The organism is Acinetobacter sp. NIPH 542, from assembly GCF_000369825.1.
GTDB lineage: Bacteria > Pseudomonadota > Gammaproteobacteria > Pseudomonadales > Moraxellaceae > Acinetobacter > Acinetobacter oleivorans.
Genome location: NZ_KB850206.1, coordinates 199,878 through 225,042 on the forward strand (window position 1 = coordinate 199,878; position 25,165 = coordinate 225,042).

Genomic DNA, 25,165 nt, shown 5'->3' on the forward strand with positions numbered 1-25,165 from the left:
TTAAAATAGTAAACAAAAATGTCAAGATCAATAATATATACCAATCACATATTTTCTGCGTAAAAATAACGAGATTTTCTGTATAGAATAGAAACAGGCTTCATTATTTTTATTGTTTGTATACTGCCTTATCACAAGCCAATTTGGAATAAGGGCGTTATATTTTTTTCAATAATTTGAATTAAATAAGAGTGATTTTATAGCTTAGGTAAGTATTTCTGATTTATAAGAATTCTCATTTACACGAAGCAAGAAATGTTACGTTCAAAGAAGGATTGATTATTTAGTTACAAATGAAGTTGAGGTGAACAGATAATATTTGGGATTTTACCAGAGCAAATGTCACGGGCAATTTCACCTTGTTGTTCAATGTTATAAGAGCTAAAAGCCTTGTGGGGAGAGTAGGTGTATTTATAGGGGTTGTAACTTTTAAAGCTCAGATAATAAGCCGATTGCAGTAAGGCGCCTTTAAGTAGTACATGAATACCTTTTTGATACTGCATGACATGAGTGAGTTCGTGAATAAAAATACCCTGCATAAATTTAGATTCTAGAGCATAATTTTCACTGTAATCGGAAAGATTGACATAAATATTTCCGTTTGGAGCCATAAAAATACCGTAAGACTGCCAGGGAAGGTAGCGAGTAGCAATAATTTTAGGTTGTTCACAATTGAGCATGTCGCCGAAGACCATTTGTGCTAATACTTTTTCTTGAGCAGTCAAATGCCTAATTGGGTAGTTTTTTAAGTGGCGGAAAATAAAAAGCGTAAAAAGAATAAATTGTGTGCGAATTAAGCGTTTAAAGGCATTAAAAAGTAGCATAGCTTTGCCATTAAATGAGTTCATCTATGTCTTTAGCATACTATAGGTTAGATATCGCGAAATAAAGAGGTGTGGTTATTCATTAGTTTTATCGTTCTGTTTTAAAAATATAAAGCTTTAAATAGATCTAGTTTTCTTATTGCTCTGAATAAAAGAGTTCTTGGATAAGAAAAGCAAAAGCCCCAGTTAAAACTGAGGCTTTACGACAACTAAAATCACAACAGCAAATAAAATTAAGGTCGGCATTTCATTAAAGAAGCGCCAGAACTTATGTGATTTATAGTGAGCATTTCCGATAAGTTTTTTACGATAGTAGCCACATACCAAATGGTAGATAACTAATAAAGCAACTAATCCAACTTTAAGGTAAAACCATGTTGCCTGATGATAATGTCGAGTTGCATCGCCCCAATCTACAAGAAAATGAGCAGTAATTAATGTGGCAATCATAGAAGGCCACATAATTCCACGATACAACTTACGTTCCATTACTTCAAAGCGTTGATGACTAGCAGCATCTTTACTCATAGCATGATAAACATATAGACGTGGTAAGTAGAACAAAGCAGCGAACCAACAAACCACGGCAATAATATGTAATGCTTTTACCCACAAAAAAGCATCAGAAGGTGCATCCATCGATAATCCTAGGTGAGATTATGCATCCCACTTCTTGAAAATAAGGCAAGCGTTAACACCGCCAAAGCCAAAACTGTTACTCATTACAGTATTCAATTTTGCATCACGTTTTTCAAGTACGATATCAAAAGGTTTTGCGCCTTCATCAAGTTCAGTTACATTGATGTTTGGTGCAATAAAGTCGTTTTGCATCATTAGAACAGAGTAAATAGCTTCTTGTACACCAGCTGCACCTAAGCTATGACCTGTCATAGATTTAGTTGAGCTAAGAGGAGGCACATTGCCTTCGCCAAATGCACGTTCCATTGCTTTAAGTTCTGTAATGTCACCAGCTGGAGTGGATGTACCATGTGTATTTACATAGTCAATTTTGTCTACGCCATGTTGCTTAGCTTCTTCAAGTGCCATTAACACACAACGTGTAGCACCTTCACCGCTTGGAGCAACCATGTCTGCGCCATCGCTGTTTGCAGCATAACCAACAACTTCAGCTAAAATGTTGGCACCACGTGCTTGAGCGTGTTCAAGTGATTCAAGTACTACGAAACCGCCACCGCCAGCAATAACAAAGCCATCACGGTCTGCTGAATATGGACGAGATGCTGTTTCTGGAGTTTCATTATATTTTGAGCAAAGTGCACCCATTGCATCAAACAATAAACTTTGAGACCAATGATCTTCTTCGCCACCACCAGCAAGCATAAGGTCTTGTTTGCCGAGTTGAATAAGGTTGTACGCATAACCAATTGCGTCAGCAGAAGTTGCGCAAGCACTTGTAATTGTATGAGCAATACCTTGCAGTTTGAATGCAACACCTACGTTTGCAGTAATAGTGTTTGACATGTTACGTGGTACGAAGAAAGGTCCTACTTTACGTGCACCTTTAGTTTCTAAAAGCTCTGTCATTTCAACAACAGATGCAGTTGAACCACCCCCTGAACCGCCTGCGATACCGTAACGTGGATTACCACCGATTTGCTCAGCAGTAAGACCTGCATGTTCAACAGCAGCTACAGCAGCATTGTAAGCGTACATTGCACATACGCCCATAAAGCGTTTTAACTTACGATCAATATGATCAAAATCTTGTTCTGCAGCAGCGCTCACATGACTTTTAAAATTGAGTTCAGCATAAGTTGGGTTAAAACGTGTCCCGGAGATTCCATTTTGAAGTGAATGAGTAACTGCTTCTAAAGAGTTACCGATACATGAGTTAATACCCATACCAGTGATTACAACACGTTTCATCTACAGGTCCCTTTATGGTGATATTAAGAGTCTATGGTGATCAACAGCTACTAAAACGAATAGGAGAATATAGCTGTAAGAAAACAAGACTCATGTTTTTTCGTTGTTAACATGATAGCAGAAAGGATTTTTATTTCTTATGGCAAATCTTTATGACAATTTTACATTTAAAAAAAATAACTAAATACATGGTATGTTGCATTTAGGGTTAACTAAAATACACACATTCAAGTTGAGATAAATCCACATTCCACCTAGTATTTATGTCTAATTAGATAAATTAAAAAATCGAGGTACTTGATGACAAAATTTAATAATAATCAATCTGACAATTTGTTTTCTCAGGTCTTCGGAGTGGCTAAAAAGCTCAGTTCTACAGGATTGAGTATCTTGCAACAGAACCAATCAGGTGACGTTAGTAAGGTAATTGAACCAATTCCAACTGGGAAAACAGTTGAAGGAAAATCGAGAACAAAAAGCCCATTTGAAGTTGAGCAATATGAAAGTCCTCAACAAATGCTACGTGAACAATTGCCGAAAGTAACTCGTCAGGTCTTTGGACGACATTTTACAAAAGTAAATGGTGTAGCTACATTTCTTTCCCCAGATTGGGATGAAAAAATCTCAGGTTATTTATTTGATTGGTTGAATGACTTTAGTTCAAAAAGCACCTTAACTGAAAAAATCCTAGAAGAAGCGGGTGCTAAAGATTTATTTGAGCTCACTAAAGATACGGGCCGTTCTCAACGTTTAAGTCAGGCGCTTATCGAACAAAATAAATTAATTGCAACTGTACAAGGTGCAATTACAGGCGTGTCGGGTGTGGTTGGTGCTGCTGTAGATATTCCTGTTTCACTTGTCTTGGTTTTAAGAACGATTTATCAGACAGGAAGATCACATGGTTTTGATCTTCTGGAAGTTACAGATCAAGACGTTGTCGAGTTTATCTTTAAAGAAGTTGATATTAGTCTGATTGCTGAAAAGCAAACTTTATTGATAGCTTTAAAAACATTACGAAATATGTTGGAAACGCAAGATATTCACCAATTTCAGCAAGTGTTAGGTTCAGCTACCGATTTTGATACTTTAAAGAACTGGCTAGTTGATGAGGATGGAGAGTTTAAATGGGGTTGGTTAAATCGTATTCCTAAACTTTCAGCTTTTGGCAAAGTTACACCTGTTGCTGGTGCTGTTTTAAGCGCCGTATATAGTTGGAAACTACAAGAAGATGTTGGTCATAAAGCACAAGCTATTTTTGGCGCTGCAAGACATTATTTAAATGAACATCCAAGTGAGCATTTATCTCCGCTACAGGCCTATTATGCTGCGGTTACGCTCATCCAGAAGGCGAGTCCTCGTCTTTTAAATGTGGGTGAAGATGGCAATATTCATGCAGCACATCATCATAAAGTAGAAAACCATGATGTCATTTCAAAAGTATCTATTGTCTTAAAGCCTACAGAAAGTAAAAAGAGTGAAGAAAAAATTCAGGAAAATGTTCATCAAGGTATCGAGCAACTTGTTGATAAACATGTAGAGCAACATGAGCATACTGAGCAAAAACCTGCTTTAACTCCTGAGGTAGATGAAGAGGACTTGAATGATAAAAAATACTCTTAACAATACGCTTACAAATAAGAGGTTTAAAAATAAAATTTGAACTCTATTTAGATTTGTAAGTTATCCTGTCAAAGATTGATATGGTCAACATTTGGTAAGTATTGCCGTGTTGACCATTTTTGCATCTTAGCTTACAATTATGTGCCCTTAAAAAGAGGTATTTTCTTTTTAAGGTTTTTTAATAACGGGAGAATTGCCATATGGCAACAACGAATCAGTTGATCCGTAAGGGTCGTACGACTTTGGTTGAAAAATCCAAAGTTCCTGCGTTGAAGGCTTGTCCACAACGTCGTGGTGTTTGTACACGTGTTTATACAACTACACCTAAAAAACCTAACTCAGCTATGCGTAAGGTTTGCCGTGTTCGCTTAACTTCAGGTTTTGAAGTATCTAGCTACATCGGTGGTGAAGGTCATAACCTACAAGAGCACAGTGTTGTTCTTATCCGTGGTGGTCGTGTTAAAGACTTACCAGGTGTACGTTACCATACCGTTCGTGGTTCATTAGACTGTGCTGGTGTTAAAGATCGTAATCAATCACGTTCTAAATACGGTACTAAGCGTCCTAAGAAGTAATTCTAGGAAACTAGTCCAATAAGCCCTTTAGCGTTTCGCTTGTTTGAATTCTTCATAGATTTGTAATTCAAGCGACGTATAGTAAGGCCAGCGTCGTGTACATGACACTTGTACAAACTGCTGGATTATCCTGAAGTGTCATATTATTAGGTGTATTAAAATGCCAAGACGTCGCGTAGTCGCTGCTCGTGAGATCCTTCCAGATCCAAAATTTAGCAGCCAAACAATCGCTAAATTCATGAACCACGTAATGCAAGATGGTAAAAAATCTGTTGCTGAAGGTATCGTTTACGGTGCTTTAGAACGTGTTCAAGAAAAAAACAAAGTAGACCCAGTTGAATTTTTCGAGACTACTCTTGAAAAAGTTCGTCCTATGGTTGAAGTAAAAGCACGCCGTGTTGGTGGTGCTACTTATCAAGTACCTATGGAAGTACGCCCATCCCGTCGTACTGCCTTAGCTATGCGTTGGTTAGTAGATGCTGCTGCTAAGCGTTCTGAAAAAACGATGGCTTTACGTCTTGCTGGTGAGTTGCTTGATGCAGCTGAAGGTAAAGGTGCAGCAATCAAAAAACGTGAAGATGTGCACCGTATGGCTGAAGCTAACAAAGCCTTCTCTCACTACCGTTTCTAAGCGGATAAAACAGGCCTTATTCAGGAGAATATTCATGCGTACAGCAGCTCGATTCAACATTGCTCTTTATCAAAGTGGGAGCTTTGCAGGTATTTAAGTTGCCTGTTTGGATATTCGCGCGCATCAATTTAATTGGTGCGTCCTGTTTTAAATATAACATTTAGGAATGTAGACATCATGGCTCGCCAAACCCCAATTACTCGTTACCGTAACATCGGTATTTCTGCGCACATTGACGCAGGTAAAACAACTACAACTGAACGTATTTTGTTCTACACAGGTGTATCTCACAAAATTGGTGAAGTACACGACGGTGCAGCAACAATGGACTGGATGGAACAAGAGCAAGAGCGTGGTATTACAATTACCTCTGCTGCTACAACTTGTTTCTGGTCTGGTATGGGTAACCAATTCGAACAACACCGTATCAACGTAATTGACACCCCGGGACACGTAGACTTCACAATCGAAGTTGAACGTTCTATGCGTGTTCTTGACGGTGCGTGCATGGTTTACTGTGCTGTAGGTGGTGTACAACCTCAGTCTGAAACTGTATGGCGTCAAGCGAACAAATATAAAGTGCCTCGTTTAGCATTCGTGAACAAGATGGACCGTACTGGTGCAAACTTCTTCCGTGCTGTTGAGCAAGTTAAAACTCGTTTAGGTGGTAATCCTGTTCCTATCGTTGTGCCAATTGGTGCGGAAGATACATTCCAGGGTGTTGTTGACCTTATCGAAATGAAAGCGATTATCTGGGATGAAGCATCTCAAGGTATGAAGTTTGAATATGCTGATATCCCAGCTGACCTAGTTGATACGTCTAACGAATGGCGTACAAAAATGGTTGAAGCTGCGGCTGAAGCTTCTGAAGAATTAATGGACAAGTACCTTGAAGAAGGTGATCTTTCTAAAGAAGAGATCATTGCAGGTTTACGTGCTCGTACATTAGCTTCTGAAATTCAAGTAATGCTTTGTGGTTCAGCGTTCAAAAACAAAGGTGTTCAACGTATGTTGGATGCTGTAATTGAATTCTTACCATCACCTACAGAAGTTAAAGCGATCGAAGGTATCCTTGACGACAAAGACGAAACTAAAGCGTCTCGTGAAGCATCTGACGAAGCTCCGTTCTCTGCACTTGCGTTCAAAATCATGAACGACAAATTCGTAGGTAACTTAACATTCGTACGTGTTTACTCTGGTGTTCTTAAACAAGGTGATCCGGTTTATAACCCAGTTAAATCTAAGCGTGAACGTATCGGTCGTATCGTGCAAATGCATGCGAACGAACGTCAAGATCTTGATGAAATCCGTGCAGGTGATATCGCAGCGTGTGTAGGTCTTAAAGACGTTACTACTGGTGATACATTATGTGATGAGAAAAACATCATTACTCTTGAGCGTATGGAATTCCCAGAGCCAGTAATTTCATTGGCTGTTGAACCAAAAACTAAAGCAGACCAAGAAAAAATGTCTATCGCTTTAGGTCGTTTGGCTAAAGAAGATCCATCGTTCCGCGTTCGTACAGACGAAGAATCTGGTCAAACAATTATTGCTGGTATGGGTGAGCTTCACCTTGACATCATCGTTGACCGTATGAAGCGTGAATTCGGTGTTGAAGCGAACATTGGTAAACCAATGGTTGCTTACCGTGAAACGATCAAAAAGTCTGTTGAACAAGAAGGTAAGTTCGTACGTCAAACTGGTGGTAAAGGTAAGTTTGGTCACGTATATGTACGTCTTGAACCGCTTGATGTTGAAGAAGCTGGTAAAGAATACCAATTCGTTGAAGAAGTTGTTGGTGGTGTAGTACCTAAAGAATTCTTTGGCGCGGTTGACAAAGGTATTCAAGAACGTATGAAGAATGGTGTATTGGCTGGTTACCCTGTTGTGGGTATCAAAGCGACATTATTCGATGGTTCTTACCATGATGTCGACTCTGATGAATTGTCGTTCAAAATGGCTGGTTCATACGCTTTCCGTGACGGTTTCATGAAAGCTGATCCTATCCTTCTTGAACCAATCATGAAAGTTGAAGTAGAAACTCCAGAAGACTACATGGGCGATATCATGGGTGACTTAAACCGTCGTCGTGGTATGGTTCAAGGTATGGATGATCTTCCTGGTGGAACTAAAGCAATTAAAGCAGAAGTTCCATTGGCTGAGATGTTTGGTTACGCGACTCAAATGCGTTCTATGTCTCAAGGTCGTGCGACTTATTCTATGGAATTCGCTAAATACGCTGAAACTCCACGTAACGTGGCTGAAGGCATCATCGCTAAGTTCCAGACTGGCGGTAAAAAAGGTGACGACGAGTAATCTTTCGATTACTATAAGCCCAAACTAATTCTTAGTTAAAAACCAAGCGCTCGTGCAGTGACCCTGCATGAGCAGTTTATAAAGGAAGATCATCATGGCTAAAGCCAAGTTTGAACGTAATAAGCCACACGTAAACGTGGGCACAATTGGTCACGTTGACCATGGTAAAACAACTTTAACTGCTGCGATTGCAACTATTTGTGCAAAAACTTACGGCGGTGAAGCGAAAGATTACTCACAAATCGACTCAGCACCTGAAGAAAAAGCACGTGGTATTACAATTAATACTTCACACGTAGAATACGATTCTCCAATCCGTCACTACGCTCACGTAGACTGCCCGGGCCACGCCGATTATGTTAAAAACATGATTACTGGTGCTGCTCAGATGGACGGCGCGATCCTTGTATGTGCTGCGACTGATGGTCCAATGCCACAAACTCGTGAACACATCCTTCTTTCTCGTCAGGTTGGTGTACCTTACATCATCGTATTCTTGAACAAGTGTGACCTTGTTGATGATGAAGAATTACTTGAATTAGTAGAAATGGAAGTTCGTGAACTTCTTTCTACTTATGACTTCCCAGGTGATGACACTCCTGTTATCCGTGGTTCAGCTCTTGCTGCTCTTAACGGTGATGCTGGTCAATATGGCGAGTCTTCAGTTCTTGCTCTTGTTGAAGCGCTTGACTCTTACATTCCAGAACCAGAACGTGCTATCGACAAAGCATTCTTAATGCCAATCGAAGACGTATTCTCAATTTCTGGTCGTGGTACTGTAGTAACAGGCCGTGTAGAAGCTGGTATCGTTAAAGTTGGTGAAGAAGTAGAGATCGTTGGTATTAAAGATACAGTTAAAACAACTGTAACTGGCGTAGAAATGTTCCGTAAACTTCTTGACGAAGGTCGTGCAGGCGAGAACTGTGGTGTTCTTTTACGTGGTACTAAGCGTGAAGACGTACAACGTGGTCAAGTACTTGCTAAACCAGGTACAATCAAGCCGCACACTAAATTCGATGCAGAAGTATACGTACTTTCTAAAGAAGAAGGTGGTCGTCATACTCCATTCCTTAACGGTTACCGTCCACAGTTCTACTTCCGTACAACTGACGTAACTGGCGCAATCCAATTACAAGACGGCGTTGAAATGGTTATGCCAGGTGACAACGTTGAAATGTCAGTAGAATTAATCCACCCAATCGCAATGGACCCAGGTCTACGTTTTGCGATCCGTGAAGGTGGTCGTACTGTAGGTGCTGGTGTTGTTGCGAAAGTAACTGCATAATCACTTTCAGTGAAAAAAGCGCTCTTTTTAGAGCGCTTTTTTTATATTTAATTGTCTAACAATCACTATAAAAGCTGGCCTTAACTGATATTTCAATGTCCTTATTTACCCTTAATCCTTTTTATGAAATTTGTATGATAAGAATCAAGAAAACGAACAATAAAGTTTGAGTAATTTGGATTACTTAATAAGGAGCTTTGGGTATGAATGCTAAAGTGAATATTACGAATCGCGCAGGGGCGAGCTTTCCTGTACGTCGTATGAACTTTGACTTTAATGATGTACCAGAATATTGGATGAATGGTTCTGCTGGACTCACACACTTTATGACAGCATTGTCGGCCTTGTTTCCGGCAGGTGAAAAATTCTTCATAGATAGTGTACGTGCTGTACGTTATCACCCATCTATTAAAGATGATGAAGCATTGCAAAAAGAGATTAGTGCCTTCATTGGGCAAGAAGCAATGCATACTCAAGAGCATGTAAATTTTAATGCTTCTGCTCAAAAGTTTGGTCACGATGTAGAAACATTAGAGAAGTTTACTGACACGGCGATTCAAACAGCAATTAAAGCTTTTGTAAAAATTGTTAAACCTTTCGGTATGACCAAAGAAATGGTTGACCTGACAGCTACAACAGCACTTGAACATTTTACCGCTACTATAGCTTCACAGTTATTAGTTAATAAGCACATTCAAGAGTTGATGACAGATGAGACGATGTCAACGATGTGGTATTGGCATGCTATCGAAGAAAATGAGCATAAAGCCGTAGCTTTTGACGTGTACGAAGGTGTATTTGGCAAAGGTGTAAAAGCTTATGCTTTACGTACGAGTTCACTAGTATTTGCGATGACTTTAATCTTTTTGATTCAATCATCTTTTGTACTTCGTTTATTAAAACAAGACAATAAGTTGAATTTAACTGAGCTATCAGTAATTTATAAATATGGATATAGCCCATCTAAAGGTATTATTAGTGGTATGGCTAAAGAAATGCTAGCTTATTTTAAACCTGGTTTTCATCCAAATGATTTAGATACAGTTAGTCTATTGAAAACATGGAAAGCAAAATTAGGTTTGTAATTTAAATCTATGTTGATTTGAAAGGGCTCATGAGTAGCCCTTTTTTCTTTTTAAGTATTATTTGCTAACCATAAGTATAAGTAAGTCTATGCACCTTTATGGGGTTATTAATGACCTCATCTGATATTTCTCTGTCCTCATCTGCACTTAATTGGTACATCGAAAGACGTATGATTATAAATATTAAGAAAATAAATAAAGTTATATGTGAATTAGCTATTCACTTAAAAGGAGTCTGAGATGAATGCTAAGGTAAATATTTCCAATCGTGCTGGTGCTAGTTTCCCTGTGCGTCGTATGGACTTTGAATTTACTCAGGTCCCACGCTATTGGGCAAACTATGATGCGGCATTGACACATTTTATGACAGCATTATCGGCCCTTTTCCCAGAAGGTGAGCAGTTCTTTGTAAATAGTACTCGTGCTGTTCGAAATGATCCAAAGCTTACTGATCCAGATCTTCAAAAAGAAATTAGTGCTTTTATTGGTCAAGAAGCGATGCATTCGAAAGAGCATTTAGCATTTAATGCTTCAGCGCAGGCTTATGGTTATGATGTTCGTCATATGGAAAAGCAAACAGGAAAAGTCATTAAGATGGGTACGGCTGTTGTAACCAAATTAATGAAACCTTTTGGCTACACCAAAGAAATGATTGATTTGACGGGAACATGTGCACTAGAACATTTTACGTCTACGATTGCGGCTGAGCTTTTACAAAACCCTGAAATTCAGGCGATGTTCCAAGATGACACGATGTATCATTTATGGATGTGGCATGCAGTTGAAGAAAATGAACATAAAGCTGTGGCATTTGATGTGTACACAAGCATGTATGGGCAAGGTCCGAAAGCTTATTTTATGCGCTCAGCAGCTTTGATTATTGCAATGGCATTAATCTTTGCAACTCAATCTTATTTTACTGCTAAGTTACTCAAGACTGATGATAAATTAACTTGGAAAGATACGAAGTATATGCTTAAGTTTATGTATGGTCGTAAAGGTTTTATGACGCGTCAAATTCCAGAGTTACTTGATTTCTTAAGACCAAAATTTCATCCAAATGATTCTGATACTACAGCGCTGTTAGCAACTTGGCGTGAAAAACTAGGTCTCTAAAAAGATGGTAAAAAAGGGCAATTTAATTGTCCTTTTTTTTACTCGTTTTTTCTTGTGAAGTTTTTATAATACGCATTACTTTAAAACTTTGATTGTGCTGAACCCCATGATTCGTATTATGCAAAACACTGATGTTGATATTGTTGTACAAATCGAAAAATCAGTGCAAACACACCCATGGTCAAGACAGCAATTTGTAGAATCTTTGAATTCTTATCAATGCACTGTCATTGAGTCACAAAATAGAGTCGTTGGTTTTTGTATTTTACAACCAGTATTAGATGAAGCAAATTTATTGCTCATGGCAATTGATCCTAAAATGCAAGGTCAGGGCTTAGGATATGAATTATTAAATGCCTCAATTGATCAATTAAAAAATCAACCAGTACAAATATTTCTAGAAGTTCGTGAAAGTAATAAAGCTGCTATCGGTTTATATGAAAAAACAGGTTTTCACCAAATTGACCTGCGTCGCAATTATTATCCTACCCCAGAAGGGGGACGGGAACATGCGGTCATTATGGTAAAAACCTGTACAGATGATTTTGCTTCTTTATTCTAAATTTTGATCTGAGTCCTTTTCATAAGAAAGTCAGATCAAAATTATTTAATAATTAAATTATTCCATTCAGAAGGTAATGTTGTCATAAGCGATGTACCTAACTGTTGAATTTCGTCAGGTGATAAGGATCTGTTTAAACGGCGCCATTGCCCATCTAGTAAAAGTTCTAAAGGGGTATATTGAGACTTATAATTCATTTTGGCTGAGTGTGGCACCCAGTAACCTAAATAAAGATATTCTAAACCAAGCGATTTTACATATTCGATTTGGTTCAAAATAGAGTACACACCAAGTGATCTACGATGTTCATCTGGATCAAAAAAAGTATAGACCGCAGACAGCCCATCATCCATTAGATCGCAGGTAGAAACACTGATTAAACGGTTATCTTTCCAAAGCTCTAAAAAGAAACTATCTGTACAACTATGTACTAAAAATTTTTCAAACTGATCTAAGCTTGGTGGAAACATGTCACCATCTGCATGGCGTTCATTAATATAGCGTTCATATAAATCATAATGAATTTGAGCAGCTTGCTGAGTTGGCAAAACAGTCATGGTCAGATCTTGATTTCTTTTCCACGCTTTTTTTTGCATGCTGTTCATTTGGAAATCGGCAACTGGAACACGGCAAGATAAGCATTGTCTGCATAAATGGCATTCAGGACGATAAACGAAGTCACCGCTACGGCGAAATCCTAAACGAGAAAGTTCTGAAAGAGTGACCACATCAATCCGATGAATAGGGTCTAAAAACACCATGCGCGCCGATTTATTTTCTAGGTAGCTGCAATCATGAGGTGGAGTAATATAATACTGCAGATCATTTAAAAGGGACTTCGGGTGATATGATTTCATGATTGGTCCCTCCTGTTATCATTCCATTAATTTTGCATCTAACGCTATTGTTTTACTTGAAAATACACGTTCTTGATACTTTTTCCAATTGATAGAGGGGTGAATAATTACATCTTGTAACGATTTTAAGTAGTCTTGACGAGAAAGTGTACAAGCTCCCAAGCTAATTAAGTGACTATTTACAAGCTGGCAGTCGACCCAAGGGAGCTGATTTTCTTGTCCAATCAGCATTAATGTATAAAAAGCCATTTTTGAAACATCAGTTTCATTACTAAACATTGATTCACCGAAGCATCCTTTGCCAATCGTAATGCCGTATAGACCTCCGACAAGTTCGTTTTGATCCCAGACTTCCACACTATATCCATAGCCAGCATTAAACATCTCACAATAGCCCTGAATAATATCTTCGCTAATCCAAGTTTCATCTGCATAACTTCTTGGTAGAGAACATGAGCGAATAACTTCTTCGAAGGCATGATTAACCGTAATTGTATAATCATGTTTTTTCATGTTTCTAAGGAGTGACTTGCTTGGCTTGTAGTTTTGAGGGTAGATCACACAACGAGGCTCAGGGCTCCACCAACAAATGGGTTCATCTTCATTGAACCACGGAAATAATCCGTGGGTGTATGCTTCATATAGGGTAGAAGGGGAGAGATCGGCTCCAATACAGATTAAACCATGACCATCTGGATCGGCTTCAATAGGGTCAGGGAAAATGAATTGAGAGAGTGGAAGTTTCTGCATAAAAAATAAAATGAAATGGAATGGTTCAAAATTAACGTAACTAAGCTTCATTGACAATTTTTATTGTTCAACTTTAGCATGCATGAACGAATAGAAAAGGTTTGCGTGATGCTAAAACTTATTGCAGAAGATTTTATTGATATTAAGAAAATTGATTTGGTTTTACCACTTTATCAAGAGCTTGTTGATAAAACGCGATGTGAAGAAGGGTGTGTCGCGTATGATTTATATCATGATATAAAAAATTTAGGACATTTTGTTTTTATTGAGGAATGGGTAGACCGGGCAGCATTAGATCGACATGTTCAGTCTGAGCACTTTCAACGGTTAGTTCCTTAGATTGACCAATATCAGACGAGGTCAGGACGTTTTACACATTTAGACCATTTTGAAAATATGAAGAGATAAACATCATAAAACATAAAAAAAGACACCCAATCGTTTATTGGATGTCTTTTTTTGCATCGATTAAATTAAGCGAGATTATCTAGATATTTTTCAGCATCTAGAGCAGCCATACAGCCTGACCCAGCAGAAGTAATCGCTTGGCGATAAATGCTGTCAGCGACGTCACCAGCAGCAAAAACACCAGCTACAGAAGTAGCTGTTGCATTACCAGAAGTACCGCTTTGTACTTGAATATAGCCATCACGTAAGTTTAATTGACCATCAAACATTCCAGTATTTGGTTTGTGGCCAATTGCAACGAATAGACCATGTACCTCTACGTCTTGCTTAGAGTCATCTTGAGTTGATTTAAGGCGAACACTTGTTACACCAGTATTGTCACCCAATACTTCTTCAACTTCGTGATTCCAGATAATGCTGATTTTGCCTTCTTTTTCTTTGGCAAATAAATGATCTTGCAAAATCTTTTCAGAACGTAAGCTATCACGGCGGTGTACTAGCGTTACATGTGAAGCAATATTTGATAAATAAAGCGCTTCTTCAACAGCAGTGTTACCACCACCTACAACCATTACTTTTTGGTTTTTGTAGAAGAAACCATCACATGTTGCACATGCGCTTACGCCTTGTCCCATAAAGTTTTGTTCAGACTCTAGGCCAAGATATTGAGCTGTAGCACCAGTTGCAATAATCAAAGCATCGCATGTGTACTCTTCCATATCACCTTTTAGAACAAAAGGACGTACGTTTAAGTCCACTTCGTTAATATGGTCATAGACGAGTTCTGTACCAAAGCGTTCAGCATGTGCTTGCATACGATCCATTAATGCAGGACCTGTTAAACCTTCAGGATCGCCCGGCCAGTTGTCAACTTCGGTTGTTGTTGTAAGTTGCCCACCTAGTTGTAAACCTGCAATCAAAGTAGGTTTAAGGTTTGCACGTGCTGCATAGACAGCTGCACTATAGCCCGCAGGGCCAGAACCGAGAATAATTAACCGAGAATGACGAGCACTCATTGAGGGTATCCTTATTTATTTCGAGAATTTTGAAAATTATACGTGAATTTGCCGATCAATAGCGTTAAATCAATGTGGATAATATTGATCAGGTCAATCGAATTAAGTTATATAACAATATAGAAGTGCCTCATGTTAACAACAACTGTAAAGAATCATGCACCTTTTTTGTAAGAACAGGTGCATAATATAAAGTTCATTCGTTGAAGATCTAGAATGTAGTTCTTCACATCTCTAAACCAATAATTAAATGGGTTACAGGACAGTATATGACTGCGGTGTCGAGTGTTTATGCACAGCGCTTATTGATGACATTATTCTTGGTTTCTTTTGGGATTTATATGTTTCTGGCAACAGTAACATATACACCATTTGATCCGGGCTGGATGCATATTTCCAGTGATACTCAGCAAGTATCCAATGCAAGTGGTATTGCTGGCGCATGGATTGCAGATTTGCTGTTTGGTTTTTTAGGATGGGCAAGTTTGCTTATTCCAATTTTCCTTTTTATTGAAGCAATACAGGTGTGGTGGCCACGTAGTTTTTTAAACCGCCCATTTCGTTATGCTGCACAATTCTTTTTAATTTTGGTTGTGTCTAGCCTGCTTTATTTACATTGGAATGTGCCGGCAGATACTTTAGATAATGCGGCTGGGGGAATTATTGGTTACGAGTTAGGTCAAAGCCTATCTCAATTGCTAACAATTTACGGTGCGACCTTATTCTTACTCGTTTTCGGAGTGGTTTTGTTTACTCTTGCATTTGGGGTGCAATGGAGCAAAACATGGGTTATGCTCAAAGCGACACCAAGCTATTTACAAGATTTATTTTATAAAAACGTATCACCAAACGAATCGGATTATGACTTAACAACTCAGCCTGCTAACAAAGCAGCGGCAGTTAAAGTTGCACAAAACACTGAGGTAAATGCTTCAGATGAAAAAGAAGCGCCAGTTCAATCTGAAGCCACTCAATCACAACCTACAGCAACACGACATGATGCGGTTGCTGAAAGGTTATTTGCAGATGTATTAGCGAAAGAGCAGAGCCGACCTGAACCTGTAGCAGTTGAGCCAGTTGCAAATGCTCAAAACTTTGAACATACGCTTGAGCAAGCCCATAAGCTTGAAAAAGATAGCCAACGTTTAGTGGCTACGGGTGAAGTATGGCGTGCTTTACAACGTGATGATGCGAGTCATAAGCAAGAAATTGATGCACTTTTAAGAGCAGCAGATGATTCAACAGAACAAGCTCCTGCTCATGATCAATTCCAGCAGACTATTTCACAAGTTCATCAAACTCAACCTGCAGCTAAACAAGACCTACATGGTCTTGACTGGAATGATGATGAAATTTTTGATGAGTTGCTTGCTGCGGTTCCAAACAGTAAAACTGCAACAGATGTGCATACACCATTTGTTCAAGATCAACATGTAGAAGCAGAACCAACTTCGCAATCTGTGAATATTGCGAATGAAACATCTTCACCTTTATCAAATGTAAATCAGTCACCTAAAAATTTAGCAAATGAACAAGTTTTTGAAGACTTTGATGATTTATTAATAGATGAAGATATTGCGCCCGCTGAACCTGTCAGAGCAAGTAGTTATGCGCAATCTTCAGCATTTGTAAAAGCTCCTATTCAAACGACTATTCAGGCCGATAAACTTTCAAAAGAAGAGTTTATTGAGGCATGGCAGGAAACTGCGGGGAAACCTCAAGAAAATCTTGATATTGATGAAGATGATTTCGATTTAGATGCGCCATTAACAGATGCAGCTGGTCGACCAATGTCTCGTGCAATGCAGGTTGCCAAGAAGCGTTTGGATTTACCAACTTTGCCAGGTCTTGATCTACTTGATAAGGTTGATCCGAATAAGAAAGTTAACTTCACTGAAGAGCAGCTTTCACGTTTATCTGAATTACTTGAAATTAAGTTACAAGAATTTAATGTTAAGGCTCAAGTGGTTGAAGCTCAACCAGGGCCAGTAGTTACCCGTTTTGAATTAGATTTAGCACCAGGTGTTAAAGCATCTAAGGTAACCAATATTTCACGTGACTTAGCCCGTTCAATGTCGATGGCCTCTGTTCGTGTAGTGGAAGTAATTCCTGGTAAACCATATATTGGGATTGAAGTACCAAACAGTGCCCGTGAAATGGTGCGTTTGATTGAATTATTGGAAACGCCAACATATCGCGATCCAAGCGCATTAATCAGTATGGCGATGGGTAAAGATATTTCGGGGAATCCCGTATTAACTGATTTAGCCAAAGCCCCACACATGCTAGTTGCGGGTACAACGGGTTCTGGTAAATCGGTTGCGGTAAACTCGATGATTTTATCGATGCTGCTTAAATATACACCTGACCAGTTACGTTTGATTTTAATCGATCCAAAACAGCTTGAACTTGCAAACTATAATGATATTCCGCATTTATTAACCCCAGTTGTTACTGACATGAAAGATGCAGTAAGCGCATTGAACTGGTGTGTGAATGAAATGGAACGTCGTTATAAGCTGATGTCGTTTCTTAAAATTCGTAAATTAAGTGACTACAATCGTAAAGTTGAAGAAGCAATTGCGAATGGGGAAGATCTAATTGACCCAACTTGGAAACCAAGTGATTCGGCGACACAAGAACGCGCACCTCGTTTAACACCATTACCATCTATTGTGATTGTTGCGGATGAGTTTGCCGACATGATTATGCAGGTGGGTAAAAAAGCAGAAGAAATGATTACACGTTTAGCGCAAAAATCTCGTGCTGCTGGTATTCACCTATTGCTCGCAACTCAACGTCCATCTGTTGATGTCATTACCGGTTTGATTAAAGCCAATATTCCAACGCGTGTCGCATTGCGTGTAAACAGTAAAATCGACTCGCGTACTATCTTGGACGCAGGCGGTGCAGAAGATTTGCTCGGTCATGGTGATATGCTGTTCTTAGGGCCTGGTAAAATCGAACCTGAGCGTGTGCATGGTGCATTCATCAGCGATGATGAAGTCAACCGCATTTGTGATGCTTGGCGTGAACGTGGTGAGCCGGATTATGTCGACGAAATCTTGACTCCATTTGACGAAGAACCGACTTCACGTGGTTTTGAAGAGGGGGAGGGAGGTTCTGACCGTGATGCACTTTATGATCAATGTGTGTCATTTGTTTTAGAAACTCGTAAAGCTTCTACATCGTCACTACAGCGTAAATTTAGCCTTGGTTATAACCGTGCTGCTCGTATCATTGATCAAATGGAAGAGAACGGCATTGTGAGCGCAATGGGGCCTAATGGTAAGCGAGATATTTTAGTTTAAGAACTTATCTCAATAAAAAAAGCCTCTCTGGAGGCTTTTTTTATAATTTAAATAAACTGAATCTATTTATAAAATGACTTAAAGATTTTAACGTATAGTAAAAAATGCTAATGTATTTTTCCTAAATAAATAACAACGAATTAAATCTGGAGGAAAACATGTTACTTGCTCTAATCACGTTAGCTTTTATCCATTTTTGTGCACTTATTACTCCAGGACCTGATTTTTTTCTTGTATCTCAAACAGCGATTAGTCGATCACATAAAGATGCTATGTTAGTGGTGGGTGGTATCACAGCAGGTGTTATGTTTTGGGCATGTTTAGCACTGATGGGATTAAATCTTATTTTTGAGAAAATGGCTTGGTTAAAACAAGGTTTACTCATCGCCGGTGGCTTATACTTATGTTGGTTAGGCTATCAGATGTTACGTTCGGCATTTTCAAAAAATCAGCAAGAAGATAATGTTGCTGTAGAGCTACCAAAAGCACCTTATCTATTTTTTATTAAAGGCCTGATAACCAATCTATCAAATCCTAAAGCTGTTATTTATTTTGGTAGTGTTTTCTCTTTATTTTTAGCCAACCCTCAACTTGATCAGGTTCATTGGCTGCTCTTTATTATTGTCACAGTCGAAACAATTTTATGGTTCTGCTTTGTGACTTTTATTTTTTCATTACCAAGTTTTAGATCGGCTTATCGTAATTTTTCAAAATGGATTGATGGTATTTCCGGTGGCATTTTTACCGTGTTTGGTATTTTCCTCATTGGAAATCGATAAATTGAGATAAGAAAAAAGCCTCTTGAAGAGGCTTTTTTTAATTGCTAAATTTTAGATCACTTATATAGAAATAATATAATAAAACTGACAATAATCAGTAGCCACATGATAGATCCTATAATGATTAAAATGATTTGAGGTGTATTGAATTTTTCTTGCTCAATTGTCGTATTTAATTGTTTTTGTGCATAGTTCAACGCTTTAAATGCTGGTATTAAAAATATAATACTGCATAGAGAGATAAGCCAGTAAGGATCGGGTAGGCTAGCTAGTAAAGATGTAATTAGATATGCTAAATACATCCAACCTGAAGAGAAATCATTAGTATACCCTTGTTCTTTGGCGTAGTTTTTTATGTGATTAAATAGTGAATATAAAAAGAATATAGAAAAAATTGCACGAGCAGCAGGCATAATATTTAAATTATCTTTGATTAGAAAAAATCGCCATGCTTTAAACATCCACCAAATTGGGTATAAACCAAAGGAAATTAAGGATAGAAAGATAAACTTATTAACACTAATAGTTTTTAAATTTTCTATATGATTTGATTGGATGGGTTGTGTTTGTTTTAAATTAATAGGTTCTGGGTTCATAAATTTATATTTAGAATAAAATGGTGTTGATGACTTTAAGATTATTTGTAATAAATGTAAATAATTTAGGAAATTGAATAAACCACATAATCTATCTCTTAAGTTTTACTAAGATAGATTATGCAGTCTTATTCAAATAAAAAAAGCTTAAGCAAACTTTGCTAGAACTTCTAAAAATGGTGCCGATTGACGCGGAAATTTGGCAATCACATCATGGATGCGTTGGCCTTCAGGGTCTTTGGCATTAATATCGCGTCCGTCCGCAATAAATTGAGTCAAAAGACGTTCATAGTCTGTTGGACGCATATGTTTGAATGCATGGTAGAGCACATGAAAATCTGCGTTCACACCCGCTGGCGGAAGTTGGTTGAGGTAGGCAAAAACACGCTCATCGGACCATTCTTCATTGAAAGTTGCTGGCTGTGATAATGCCATGACAATCTCCTCAGTTTTAAAAAAGGCAAAATAACTTGCGTTATTTTGCCTTGATTCTGTTTTATTGAATAGTCAGAAATAGAATTATCGTTCTTCAGGTAAATTGATATTCATTTCTAACATTTCGATATTAGCTTCGGAGCGAACCTGCATTTGGATATGCTGTTCACCTACACCGCTGACATAACGACTAACCACTTGCATGATTTCTTTCTTCATCTGATCAATCTTGTCTTGGCTTAAACGGCGGCCTAAACCTTGTTCAGAAGCAACAATAACTTTCAAACGATCTTTGGCAGTTTGAGCACTTGATGGTTTTTCTTCACTGCTAAATAATTTACTCCAGAATCCTGCCATATCTACGCTCCAAATAGTCGTGCTAACCAGCCTTTAGGTTGAGCTGTGATGTGTCTATAAGGACGGTCTTCACCAAGAAAGCGAGCAACCAAATCATCATACCCCTGACCAGCTTTAGTTTCTGAATACAGAATTACTGGCTTACCTTCGTTTGATGCTTGTAATACACTTGGACATTCTGGAATAACACCTAATGTCGGTACGCGTAAAATATCTTTAGAAATATCATCAATGGTCAGCATTTCCTGACGGTCTGCACGTTCAGGGTTAAAGCGTGTAATACATAAATGTTTACGTATACGTCCTTCGTTTTGTTCAACCTTTTTGGTTTTGCTATCTAACATACCAATAATACGGTCAGAGTCACGTACTGAAGAGATTTCAGGGTTTGTTACAATGATTGCTTCATCTGCATGATACATGGCTAAAATCGCACCACGTTCAATACCAGCAGGTGAGTCACAAATGATGTAATCAAATTCTTGAGATAGCTCATCAATAACACGAGCAACACCCTCGTCGCTCAACGCATCTTTATCACGTGTTTGTGAAGCCGGCAAAATATAAAGGTTTTCGATATCTTTATCGCGAATAAGGGCTTGCTGCAGACGCGCTTCGTTGTTAATCACATTGACAAAATCATAAACAACACGACGCTCACAACCCATAATTAAATCAAGGTTACGTAAGCCTACATCAAAATCAATCACAACAGTTTTATGACCACGAAGGGCTAAACCTGTTGCAAAAGATGCGCTCGTTGTAGTTTTACCTACACCACCTTTGCCTGATGTTACGACAACAATTTTGGCCACCGAATCCACTCCTATTATGGTCATTCACCCTTAAAAGGGCTGTTTTTTGGTGATTTGCTTAATAAACTAAAGTTCAATCGCTTCAAATTCAAGCTCTTGCTTTTCATTTAAATAAATATGTACTGGTTTTTTTACCACATGTTTAGGGATATCATCTGCGACACAATACGTTCCGGCAATGGAAACGAGCTCAGCCTCTAAAGATTGGCAAAAAATACGTGCAGCTGCGTGCCCGCCCGCACCAGCAATGACTCTACCACGAACTGTGCCATAAATATGTATATTTCCTGATGCAATCACTTCAGAACCACTATTCATTCCAGCTTTTAAAATAATATCGCCGTTATCTTGTACGAGGGATTGGCCTGTACGTAAAATTTCATCATGATAAGAGGTAATATGAGCAACCGCTATCTTGTTTAGTGGTTTTTTTGTTTCTGCTGAAGACGATTCAGGAGCGGTAGCAGGTTTTTCTACAATTGCGACTTGTTCTGTTGTGGCTTTAATGCGCTGTAATGGTTGATCTGCCGGTAAAACAGGGAATTGAATAGCGCGAGCTTCATCTCCCAAAATACCATCGATTACCGCCATAGGCTGTAGACCCAAGCTCACCAGAAGTTGAATTAATGCAATTAACTCTTGCTCAACCGTACTATCAATAATTACTAAAGTTCCTTGATAGGAACCTTCATTTAATATATTTGATAATTGCTGGCGGATCACATCATGATCATTGGTATCGAAGGTTATCCTGCTAAAGTTAACCATTCTGCCGGTAATCCGGATATCAGCCATAAGTCTTCCTTCAAGGCGTTAAAACGAGCTGTAATATCGTTAAGTTTATTGTAAATAGAGCAAATGCTAGAACAAATCGTGCCAATTCTCTAGCGTGTTTAATAAAAAATTAAGTAAATGCTTATTCTTTGATTCGATCATACTCCGCAAGCGTTTGTTGCCATTGTTTGACCTTGACCTGTTTTCGTACAGACTCCAGTGTCTCGAACACGACAGATTCAACCAATTGCTCAAGCTGACGATTATTAATATTTATTTCACTCACTTTTTGAGAAATTAATTGATAAGTAGAATTCGGACTGTTTGGTGATCCTTCAATTAAAGGTTCAATTAAACCTGCACTAATATTTTCACCTAATCTTTGGCCAATACTTTGAATTTGCTGTTCAATACGACCACCGACTAAAGGAATTAAGCGTAATAATTGGGTTAGCTCAGGTGTATCTACTATGGCCTGATCTACAATTTTCCCAACACCTTTTGTTATTGTCGGTTTTTGTTCTTTTAAAGCAGTCGCTAAAGACTCTTGTAATAATGCTGTTAGGGTAGCAGTAAATTGCTCACGATGATGATTAACTAAGTCGTGAATAATCTGTTTATGGCTAGAACTGGTTTGAAGTTCATATCTAATGCCATCAATCACGGTAATAACAACACGATCAGAAAGTTCTTCCATTACAACGCGATAGTAAAATAATCCAGTCTTTCTCCAGCTTTCCGGAATAACTCGATAGCCCATTTCGTGTAAACGATAAGCAATAATCCCAGCTCGGAATAAACGTAGAAAACGAAGCTGAGGAATAATGGCTAAAATTTCATACCAGTGAATAAAAGGGAAAAAGAACCAACGTTTATGGTGTTTATTGATGATTGCAATGCTCCAGCGCACGAGCAGCTCAACAATTAAAAAACCAATAAACCAAGCTTCTGATGTGATCACCCACGGGTGTAGTGAATTACGGTAAAAGCTTAATATCTGGGGCAAATGAATGTGTTCAAAGAACCATGCCCCAATACTGCTCATTAAAAAGAAATTTGTAGCAAGACAGAACAGGTTAAAAATAATAATAAACACCATAAAGATGTCATAGATCAAAAACAGCTTAAACGAAAGGCTGTTTGGATCTACATGATGATATTTCGTTTTTTTCCCAGCGCTGTTTTGCATAATAACGGATGCTTTCTTAAATATTTGTAGAGGTATATTGAGATTTCATTTGCTCAATAAGTTGATCTTTTTCGGTCCAGATTTCATGCACCCATTGTTGAAAACGTTCACGGTAAACCGCATCGTCTTCATAGTTGCCGCCAAGCACCCAGTCTGGAATTTCAATTTTACGCAAATTTACTGCAATTCTTGAAACATCACCAAGCCAGAAATCGCTATATCCAGGAACGCCATTCGGATAGACAATTGTCATATCAACTAAGGCATCAATTTTGTCACCCAAAATATTCAAGGCAAGTGCCAAGCCACCTGCTTTTGGTTTAAGCAAATGCTTATATGGCGATTTTTGCTGGTCATGTTTTTCTTGAGTAAAACGAGTACCTTCTAAATAATTCAATAATGTGAAGGGCTGACTTAAAAGCTGTTCACAAGCTTTACGTGCTTCCATCATGTCACGATCTTTAAGTTCAGGATTCTTTGCAATCTGTTCTTTTGTGTGACGTTTCATCATCGGGAAGCCTAGAATTTTAAAAGCTTGCCCAACGAAAGGAATAAAGATGAGTTCCCATTTGGTAAAAAAGCGGGTGAGTGGCATACGGGTTAAACCAAAATATTGATTCACCGTCGTATCAACCCAACTTTGGTGGTTACATGTCATGAGATAACGACCTTGCATATTTAGGTCAAGTCCCTCATCAATCGTGATATCCCATTTCAGATTTGGTAAAACATGGTCAATTAACCAATTATTTACCCCTAACCAGCTATTTGTAATTTGAATATTGGTTTCATCTATTTTAGATGATTTTTTTAAAAGCTTAGTCAGACCTAGTGCAAGAACAGGTGGACCATGAAAAAACGTACTTCCTGTAATGACTGTACCTACAGTGAGTCCACGTGTAATTTTTTTTAGCGCAGATTGCTTATTGGGTGCAGTTGACATATGAATGACCCCGAATGTCTAAAATCCATAGAAAAGTTGTTCAACTATAACTGTCATAATATGAAATACAACGATATCTTAGACAACAATGAAGAAATTGTGATGAGGTAGCATCTTAAAGTGCATCAAAATATTACAAAAAAGTAACTAAACTGTTTATTATTAACAAAATATCAATGTTTTATACTTCCTTTTTGTTTCATTATTCACTCAACAACAAAACACTCAAAGTGAGGAGGCATGCAATGCGTGCATTAGTTATTTCAACAGTGGTAGGGGCAGCAGTAGTACTTTCTGGTTGTCAAACAACAGGTAACAACCTTGGTGGCGTTGAATACGATAAAGCCGCATTAGGTACTTTAATTGGCGCAGCAGCTGGTTACGGTATTTCTAAATCAAGTGCAAACTCTAGCCGTCAAAACAACCGTGCTGCAGCAATTGGTGCAGTTCTTGGTGGCGCTAGTGGTTTATACCTTGACCAAAAAGAGAAAAAATTACGTCAACAAATGGCGGGTACTGGTGTAGACGTTAACCGTAATCCAGATGGTTCTGTTCAATTAGTTATGCCTGGTAGCATTACTTTTGATACAAACAAATCAAACATCAAGCCAAACTTCTATTCAACTTTAAACAAAGTTGCTCAAACTTTGGCTGAAGATAACAAGAGTGCAATTCTTGTAACAGGTTATACTGATAACACTGGTAATGATTCAATTAACATTCCATTATCACAAGCACGCGCTCAATCAGTACGTAGTTATTTAGCTAGCCAAGGCGTATCTGCTAGCCGTATCGACGCGCAAGGTTATGGTTCATCTAACCCGATCGCAGATAACTCAACTGCATCTGGCCGTGAACAAAACCGTCGTGTAGAAATCAGCATTTATGCTAAACAATAAGATTTAGTTTATTGTTTCAAAAACCACCTTCGGGTGGTTTTTTTATGGGTGCAGTATAAGAAATAATCACGACATTCTGCGGCGCATAAATTGCATTATTAGACATCATTTATACATATCCGTAGATTTACTATT

The 25,165-nt window shown here is 38.3% G+C and carries 24 protein-coding genes and 1 pseudogene; 12 read left to right on the top strand and 13 right to left on the bottom strand.

The features are described 5' to 3' along the window. Nucleotides 1–287: 287 nt before the first annotated feature. The 3 genes from F886_RS06600 to F886_RS06610 form a co-directional block, all read right to left on the bottom strand. A complete protein-coding gene (locus tag F886_RS06600; RefSeq protein ID WP_005303119.1) occupies nt 288–848 on the bottom strand; it encodes a hypothetical protein in 561 nt (186 codons plus the stop codon). 162 nt (nt 849–1,010) lie between these two features. After that, nucleotides 1,011–1,463, bottom strand: a complete 453-nt coding sequence (hemJ, locus tag F886_RS06605) for a protoporphyrinogen oxidase HemJ (RefSeq protein ID WP_005303121.1) — start codon at nt 1,461–1,463, stop codon at nt 1,011–1,013. 18 nt (nt 1,464–1,481) lie between these two features. After that, nucleotides 1,482–2,711, bottom strand: coding sequence for a beta-ketoacyl synthase N-terminal-like domain-containing protein (locus F886_RS06610; protein ID WP_004641618.1), 1,230 nt, complete (start codon nt 2,709–2,711; stop codon nt 1,482–1,484). 300 nt (nt 2,712–3,011) lie between these two features. On the opposite strand from F886_RS06610, the gene F886_RS06615 reads away from it, so the two are divergent. The 8 genes from F886_RS06615 to rimI all read left to right on the top strand — a co-directional run bounded on the left by F886_RS06615 (nt 3,012) and on the right by rimI (nt 11,901). Then, nucleotides 3,012–4,331 (top strand): EcsC family protein, encoded by a 1,320-nt coding sequence (locus F886_RS06615; protein WP_005303123.1) that lies wholly within the window; start codon nt 3,012–3,014, stop codon nt 4,329–4,331. A gap of 200 nt (nt 4,332–4,531) precedes the next feature. Continuing rightward, on the top strand, nt 4,532–4,906 hold the full coding sequence (gene rpsL, locus F886_RS06620) for a 30S ribosomal protein S12 (protein WP_002050319.1): 375 nt from the start codon (nt 4,532–4,534) through the stop codon (nt 4,904–4,906). A gap of 160 nt (nt 4,907–5,066) precedes the next feature. Further along, entirely contained in the window at nt 5,067–5,537 is a 471-nt protein-coding gene (gene rpsG / locus F886_RS06625) for a 30S ribosomal protein S7 (protein WP_004638185.1), read from the top strand. 177 nt (nt 5,538–5,714) lie between these two features. After that, on the top strand, nt 5,715–7,853 hold the full coding sequence (gene fusA / locus F886_RS06630; RefSeq protein ID WP_005303124.1) for an elongation factor G: 2,139 nt from the start codon (nt 5,715–5,717) through the stop codon (nt 7,851–7,853). Between the two features lie 94 nt (nt 7,854–7,947). After that, nucleotides 7,948–9,138 (top strand): elongation factor Tu, encoded by a 1,191-nt coding sequence (gene tuf / locus F886_RS06635; RefSeq protein ID WP_004794160.1) that lies wholly within the window; start codon nt 7,948–7,950, stop codon nt 9,136–9,138. Between the two features lie 203 nt (nt 9,139–9,341). After that, nucleotides 9,342–10,223, top strand: a complete 882-nt coding sequence (locus F886_RS06640; protein WP_005303125.1) for a metal-dependent hydrolase — start codon at nt 9,342–9,344, stop codon at nt 10,221–10,223. A 240-nt stretch (nt 10,224–10,463) separates the two neighbouring features. Next, a complete protein-coding gene (locus F886_RS06645; protein ID WP_005303126.1) occupies nt 10,464–11,339 on the top strand; it encodes a metal-dependent hydrolase in 876 nt (291 codons plus the stop codon). A gap of 106 nt (nt 11,340–11,445) precedes the next feature. Next, nucleotides 11,446–11,901 carry a ribosomal protein S18-alanine N-acetyltransferase gene (gene rimI / locus F886_RS06650; protein ID WP_005303127.1) on the top strand — a complete coding sequence of 152 codons (456 nt, stop codon included), beginning with the start codon at nt 11,446–11,448 and terminating at the stop codon, nt 11,899–11,901. 41 nt (nt 11,902–11,942) lie between these two features. Here the strand turns inward: rimI and F886_RS06655 are convergent, their stop codons facing one another. After that, complete coding sequence (locus F886_RS06655; RefSeq protein ID WP_005303129.1) at nt 11,943–12,758, bottom strand: arginyltransferase; 816 nt, start codon at nt 12,756–12,758, stop codon at nt 11,943–11,945. 18 nt (nt 12,759–12,776) lie between these two features. Beyond that, a complete protein-coding gene (gene aat, locus F886_RS06660; protein ID WP_005303131.1) occupies nt 12,777–13,508 on the bottom strand; it encodes a leucyl/phenylalanyl-tRNA--protein transferase in 732 nt (243 codons plus the stop codon). A 108-nt stretch (nt 13,509–13,616) separates the two neighbouring features. Here aat and F886_RS06665 point away from each other — a divergent pair. Further along, nucleotides 13,617–13,916, top strand: a pseudogene (locus tag F886_RS06665) (putative quinol monooxygenase). 65 nt (nt 13,917–13,981) lie between these two features. On the opposite strand, the gene trxB reads toward F886_RS06665, so the two are convergent. Beyond that, entirely contained in the window at nt 13,982–14,932 is a 951-nt protein-coding gene (gene trxB / locus F886_RS06670; protein WP_005303133.1) for a thioredoxin-disulfide reductase, read from the bottom strand. 269 nt (nt 14,933–15,201) lie between these two features. Between trxB and F886_RS06675 the strand changes: the two genes are divergently transcribed. Together F886_RS06675 and rhtC are read left to right on the top strand one after the other, a co-directional pair. After that, nucleotides 15,202–18,243, top strand: coding sequence for a DNA translocase FtsK (locus F886_RS06675; protein ID WP_005303135.1), 3,042 nt, complete (start codon nt 15,202–15,204; stop codon nt 18,241–18,243). A 158-nt stretch (nt 18,244–18,401) separates the two neighbouring features. Continuing rightward, the gene (gene rhtC / locus F886_RS06680) at nt 18,402–19,022 is read left to right on the top strand and encodes a threonine export protein RhtC (protein ID WP_005303138.1); all 621 of its coding nucleotides are present in this window, start codon (nt 18,402–18,404) and stop codon (nt 19,020–19,022) included. Between the two features lie 56 nt (nt 19,023–19,078). Here the strand turns inward: rhtC and F886_RS06685 are convergent, their stop codons facing one another. From F886_RS06685 to F886_RS06715, 7 genes are all read right to left on the bottom strand, one after another. Beyond that, the gene (locus F886_RS06685; RefSeq protein ID WP_005303140.1) at nt 19,079–19,618 is read right to left on the bottom strand and encodes a hypothetical protein; all 540 of its coding nucleotides are present in this window, start codon (nt 19,616–19,618) and stop codon (nt 19,079–19,081) included. Nucleotides 19,619–19,765: 147 nt separating this feature from the next. Continuing rightward, the gene (locus F886_RS06690) at nt 19,766–20,053 is read right to left on the bottom strand and encodes a PA4642 family protein (RefSeq protein WP_003653274.1); all 288 of its coding nucleotides are present in this window, start codon (nt 20,051–20,053) and stop codon (nt 19,766–19,768) included. Nucleotides 20,054–20,137: 84 nt separating this feature from the next. Further along, on the bottom strand, nt 20,138–20,410 hold the full coding sequence (gene minE, locus F886_RS06695; protein WP_000896934.1) for a cell division topological specificity factor MinE: 273 nt from the start codon (nt 20,408–20,410) through the stop codon (nt 20,138–20,140). Nucleotides 20,411–20,412: 2 nt separating this feature from the next. Then, a complete protein-coding gene (gene minD / locus F886_RS06700; protein WP_005303142.1) occupies nt 20,413–21,225 on the bottom strand; it encodes a septum site-determining protein MinD in 813 nt (270 codons plus the stop codon). Between the two features lie 66 nt (nt 21,226–21,291). Next, nucleotides 21,292–22,020 carry a septum site-determining protein MinC gene (gene minC, locus F886_RS06705; protein WP_005303144.1) on the bottom strand — a complete coding sequence of 243 codons (729 nt, stop codon included), beginning with the start codon at nt 22,018–22,020 and terminating at the stop codon, nt 21,292–21,294. Between the two features lie 121 nt (nt 22,021–22,141). Beyond that, nucleotides 22,142–23,188 (bottom strand): hypothetical protein, encoded by a 1,047-nt coding sequence (locus F886_RS06710; protein WP_005303146.1) that lies wholly within the window; start codon nt 23,186–23,188, stop codon nt 22,142–22,144. Nucleotides 23,189–23,204: 16 nt separating this feature from the next. Continuing rightward, nucleotides 23,205–24,131 (bottom strand): acyltransferase, encoded by a 927-nt coding sequence (locus F886_RS06715; protein ID WP_005303148.1) that lies wholly within the window; start codon nt 24,129–24,131, stop codon nt 23,205–23,207. A 245-nt stretch (nt 24,132–24,376) separates the two neighbouring features. On the opposite strand from F886_RS06715, the gene F886_RS06720 reads away from it, so the two are divergent. Continuing rightward, nucleotides 24,377–25,030: a YiaD family glycine zipper/OmpA-like lipoprotein gene (locus F886_RS06720; RefSeq protein WP_005303150.1), complete on the top strand. Its 654-nt coding sequence runs from the start codon at nt 24,377–24,379 to the stop codon at nt 25,028–25,030. Nucleotides 25,031–25,165: the final 135 nt, after the last annotated feature.

Bases quoted from the DNA above. Each gene is read 5' to 3' on its own strand.
- tuf (WP_004794160.1), top strand. From the start codon at position 7,948: ATGGCTAAAGCCAAGTTTGAACGTAATAAGCCACACGTAAACGTGGGC.
- aat (WP_005303131.1), bottom strand. From the start codon at position 13,508: ATGCAGAAACTTCCACTCTCTCAATTCATTTTCCCTGACCCTATTGAA.
- F886_RS06685 (WP_005303140.1), bottom strand. From the start codon at position 19,618: ATGAACCCAGAACCTATTAATTTAAAACAAACACAACCCATCCAATCA.
- rhtC (WP_005303138.1), top strand. From the start codon at position 18,402: ATGTTACTTGCTCTAATCACGTTAGCTTTTATCCATTTTTGTGCACTT.
- F886_RS06690 (WP_003653274.1), bottom strand. From the start codon at position 20,053: ATGGCATTATCACAGCCAGCAACTTTCAATGAAGAATGGTCCGATGAG.
- F886_RS06610 (WP_004641618.1), bottom strand. From the start codon at position 2,711: ATGAAACGTGTTGTAATCACTGGTATGGGTATTAACTCATGTATCGGT.
- rimI (WP_005303127.1), top strand. From the start codon at position 11,446: ATGATTCGTATTATGCAAAACACTGATGTTGATATTGTTGTACAAATC.
- F886_RS06710 (WP_005303146.1), bottom strand. From the start codon at position 23,188: ATGCAAAACAGCGCTGGGAAAAAAACGAAATATCATCATGTAGATCCA.
- hemJ (WP_005303121.1), bottom strand. From the start codon at position 1,463: ATGGATGCACCTTCTGATGCTTTTTTGTGGGTAAAAGCATTACATATT.
- F886_RS06675 (WP_005303135.1), top strand. From the start codon at position 15,202: ATGACTGCGGTGTCGAGTGTTTATGCACAGCGCTTATTGATGACATTA.
- minC (WP_005303144.1), bottom strand. From the start codon at position 22,020: ATGGCTGATATCCGGATTACCGGCAGAATGGTTAACTTTAGCAGGATA.
- F886_RS06600 (WP_005303119.1), bottom strand. From the start codon at position 848: ATGAACTCATTTAATGGCAAAGCTATGCTACTTTTTAATGCCTTTAAA.
- rpsL (WP_002050319.1), top strand. From the start codon at position 4,532: ATGGCAACAACGAATCAGTTGATCCGTAAGGGTCGTACGACTTTGGTT.
- fusA (WP_005303124.1), top strand. From the start codon at position 5,715: ATGGCTCGCCAAACCCCAATTACTCGTTACCGTAACATCGGTATTTCT.
- F886_RS06655 (WP_005303129.1), bottom strand. From the start codon at position 12,758: ATGAAATCATATCACCCGAAGTCCCTTTTAAATGATCTGCAGTATTAT.
- F886_RS06645 (WP_005303126.1), top strand. From the start codon at position 10,464: ATGAATGCTAAGGTAAATATTTCCAATCGTGCTGGTGCTAGTTTCCCT.
- F886_RS06615 (WP_005303123.1), top strand. From the start codon at position 3,012: ATGACAAAATTTAATAATAATCAATCTGACAATTTGTTTTCTCAGGTC.
- F886_RS06720 (WP_005303150.1), top strand. From the start codon at position 24,377: ATGCGTGCATTAGTTATTTCAACAGTGGTAGGGGCAGCAGTAGTACTT.
- minE (WP_000896934.1), bottom strand. From the start codon at position 20,410: ATGGCAGGATTCTGGAGTAAATTATTTAGCAGTGAAGAAAAACCATCA.
- F886_RS06640 (WP_005303125.1), top strand. From the start codon at position 9,342: ATGAATGCTAAAGTGAATATTACGAATCGCGCAGGGGCGAGCTTTCCT.
- rpsG (WP_004638185.1), top strand. From the start codon at position 5,067: ATGCCAAGACGTCGCGTAGTCGCTGCTCGTGAGATCCTTCCAGATCCA.
- trxB (WP_005303133.1), bottom strand. From the start codon at position 14,932: ATGAGTGCTCGTCATTCTCGGTTAATTATTCTCGGTTCTGGCCCTGCG.
- F886_RS06715 (WP_005303148.1), bottom strand. From the start codon at position 24,131: ATGTCAACTGCACCCAATAAGCAATCTGCGCTAAAAAAAATTACACGT.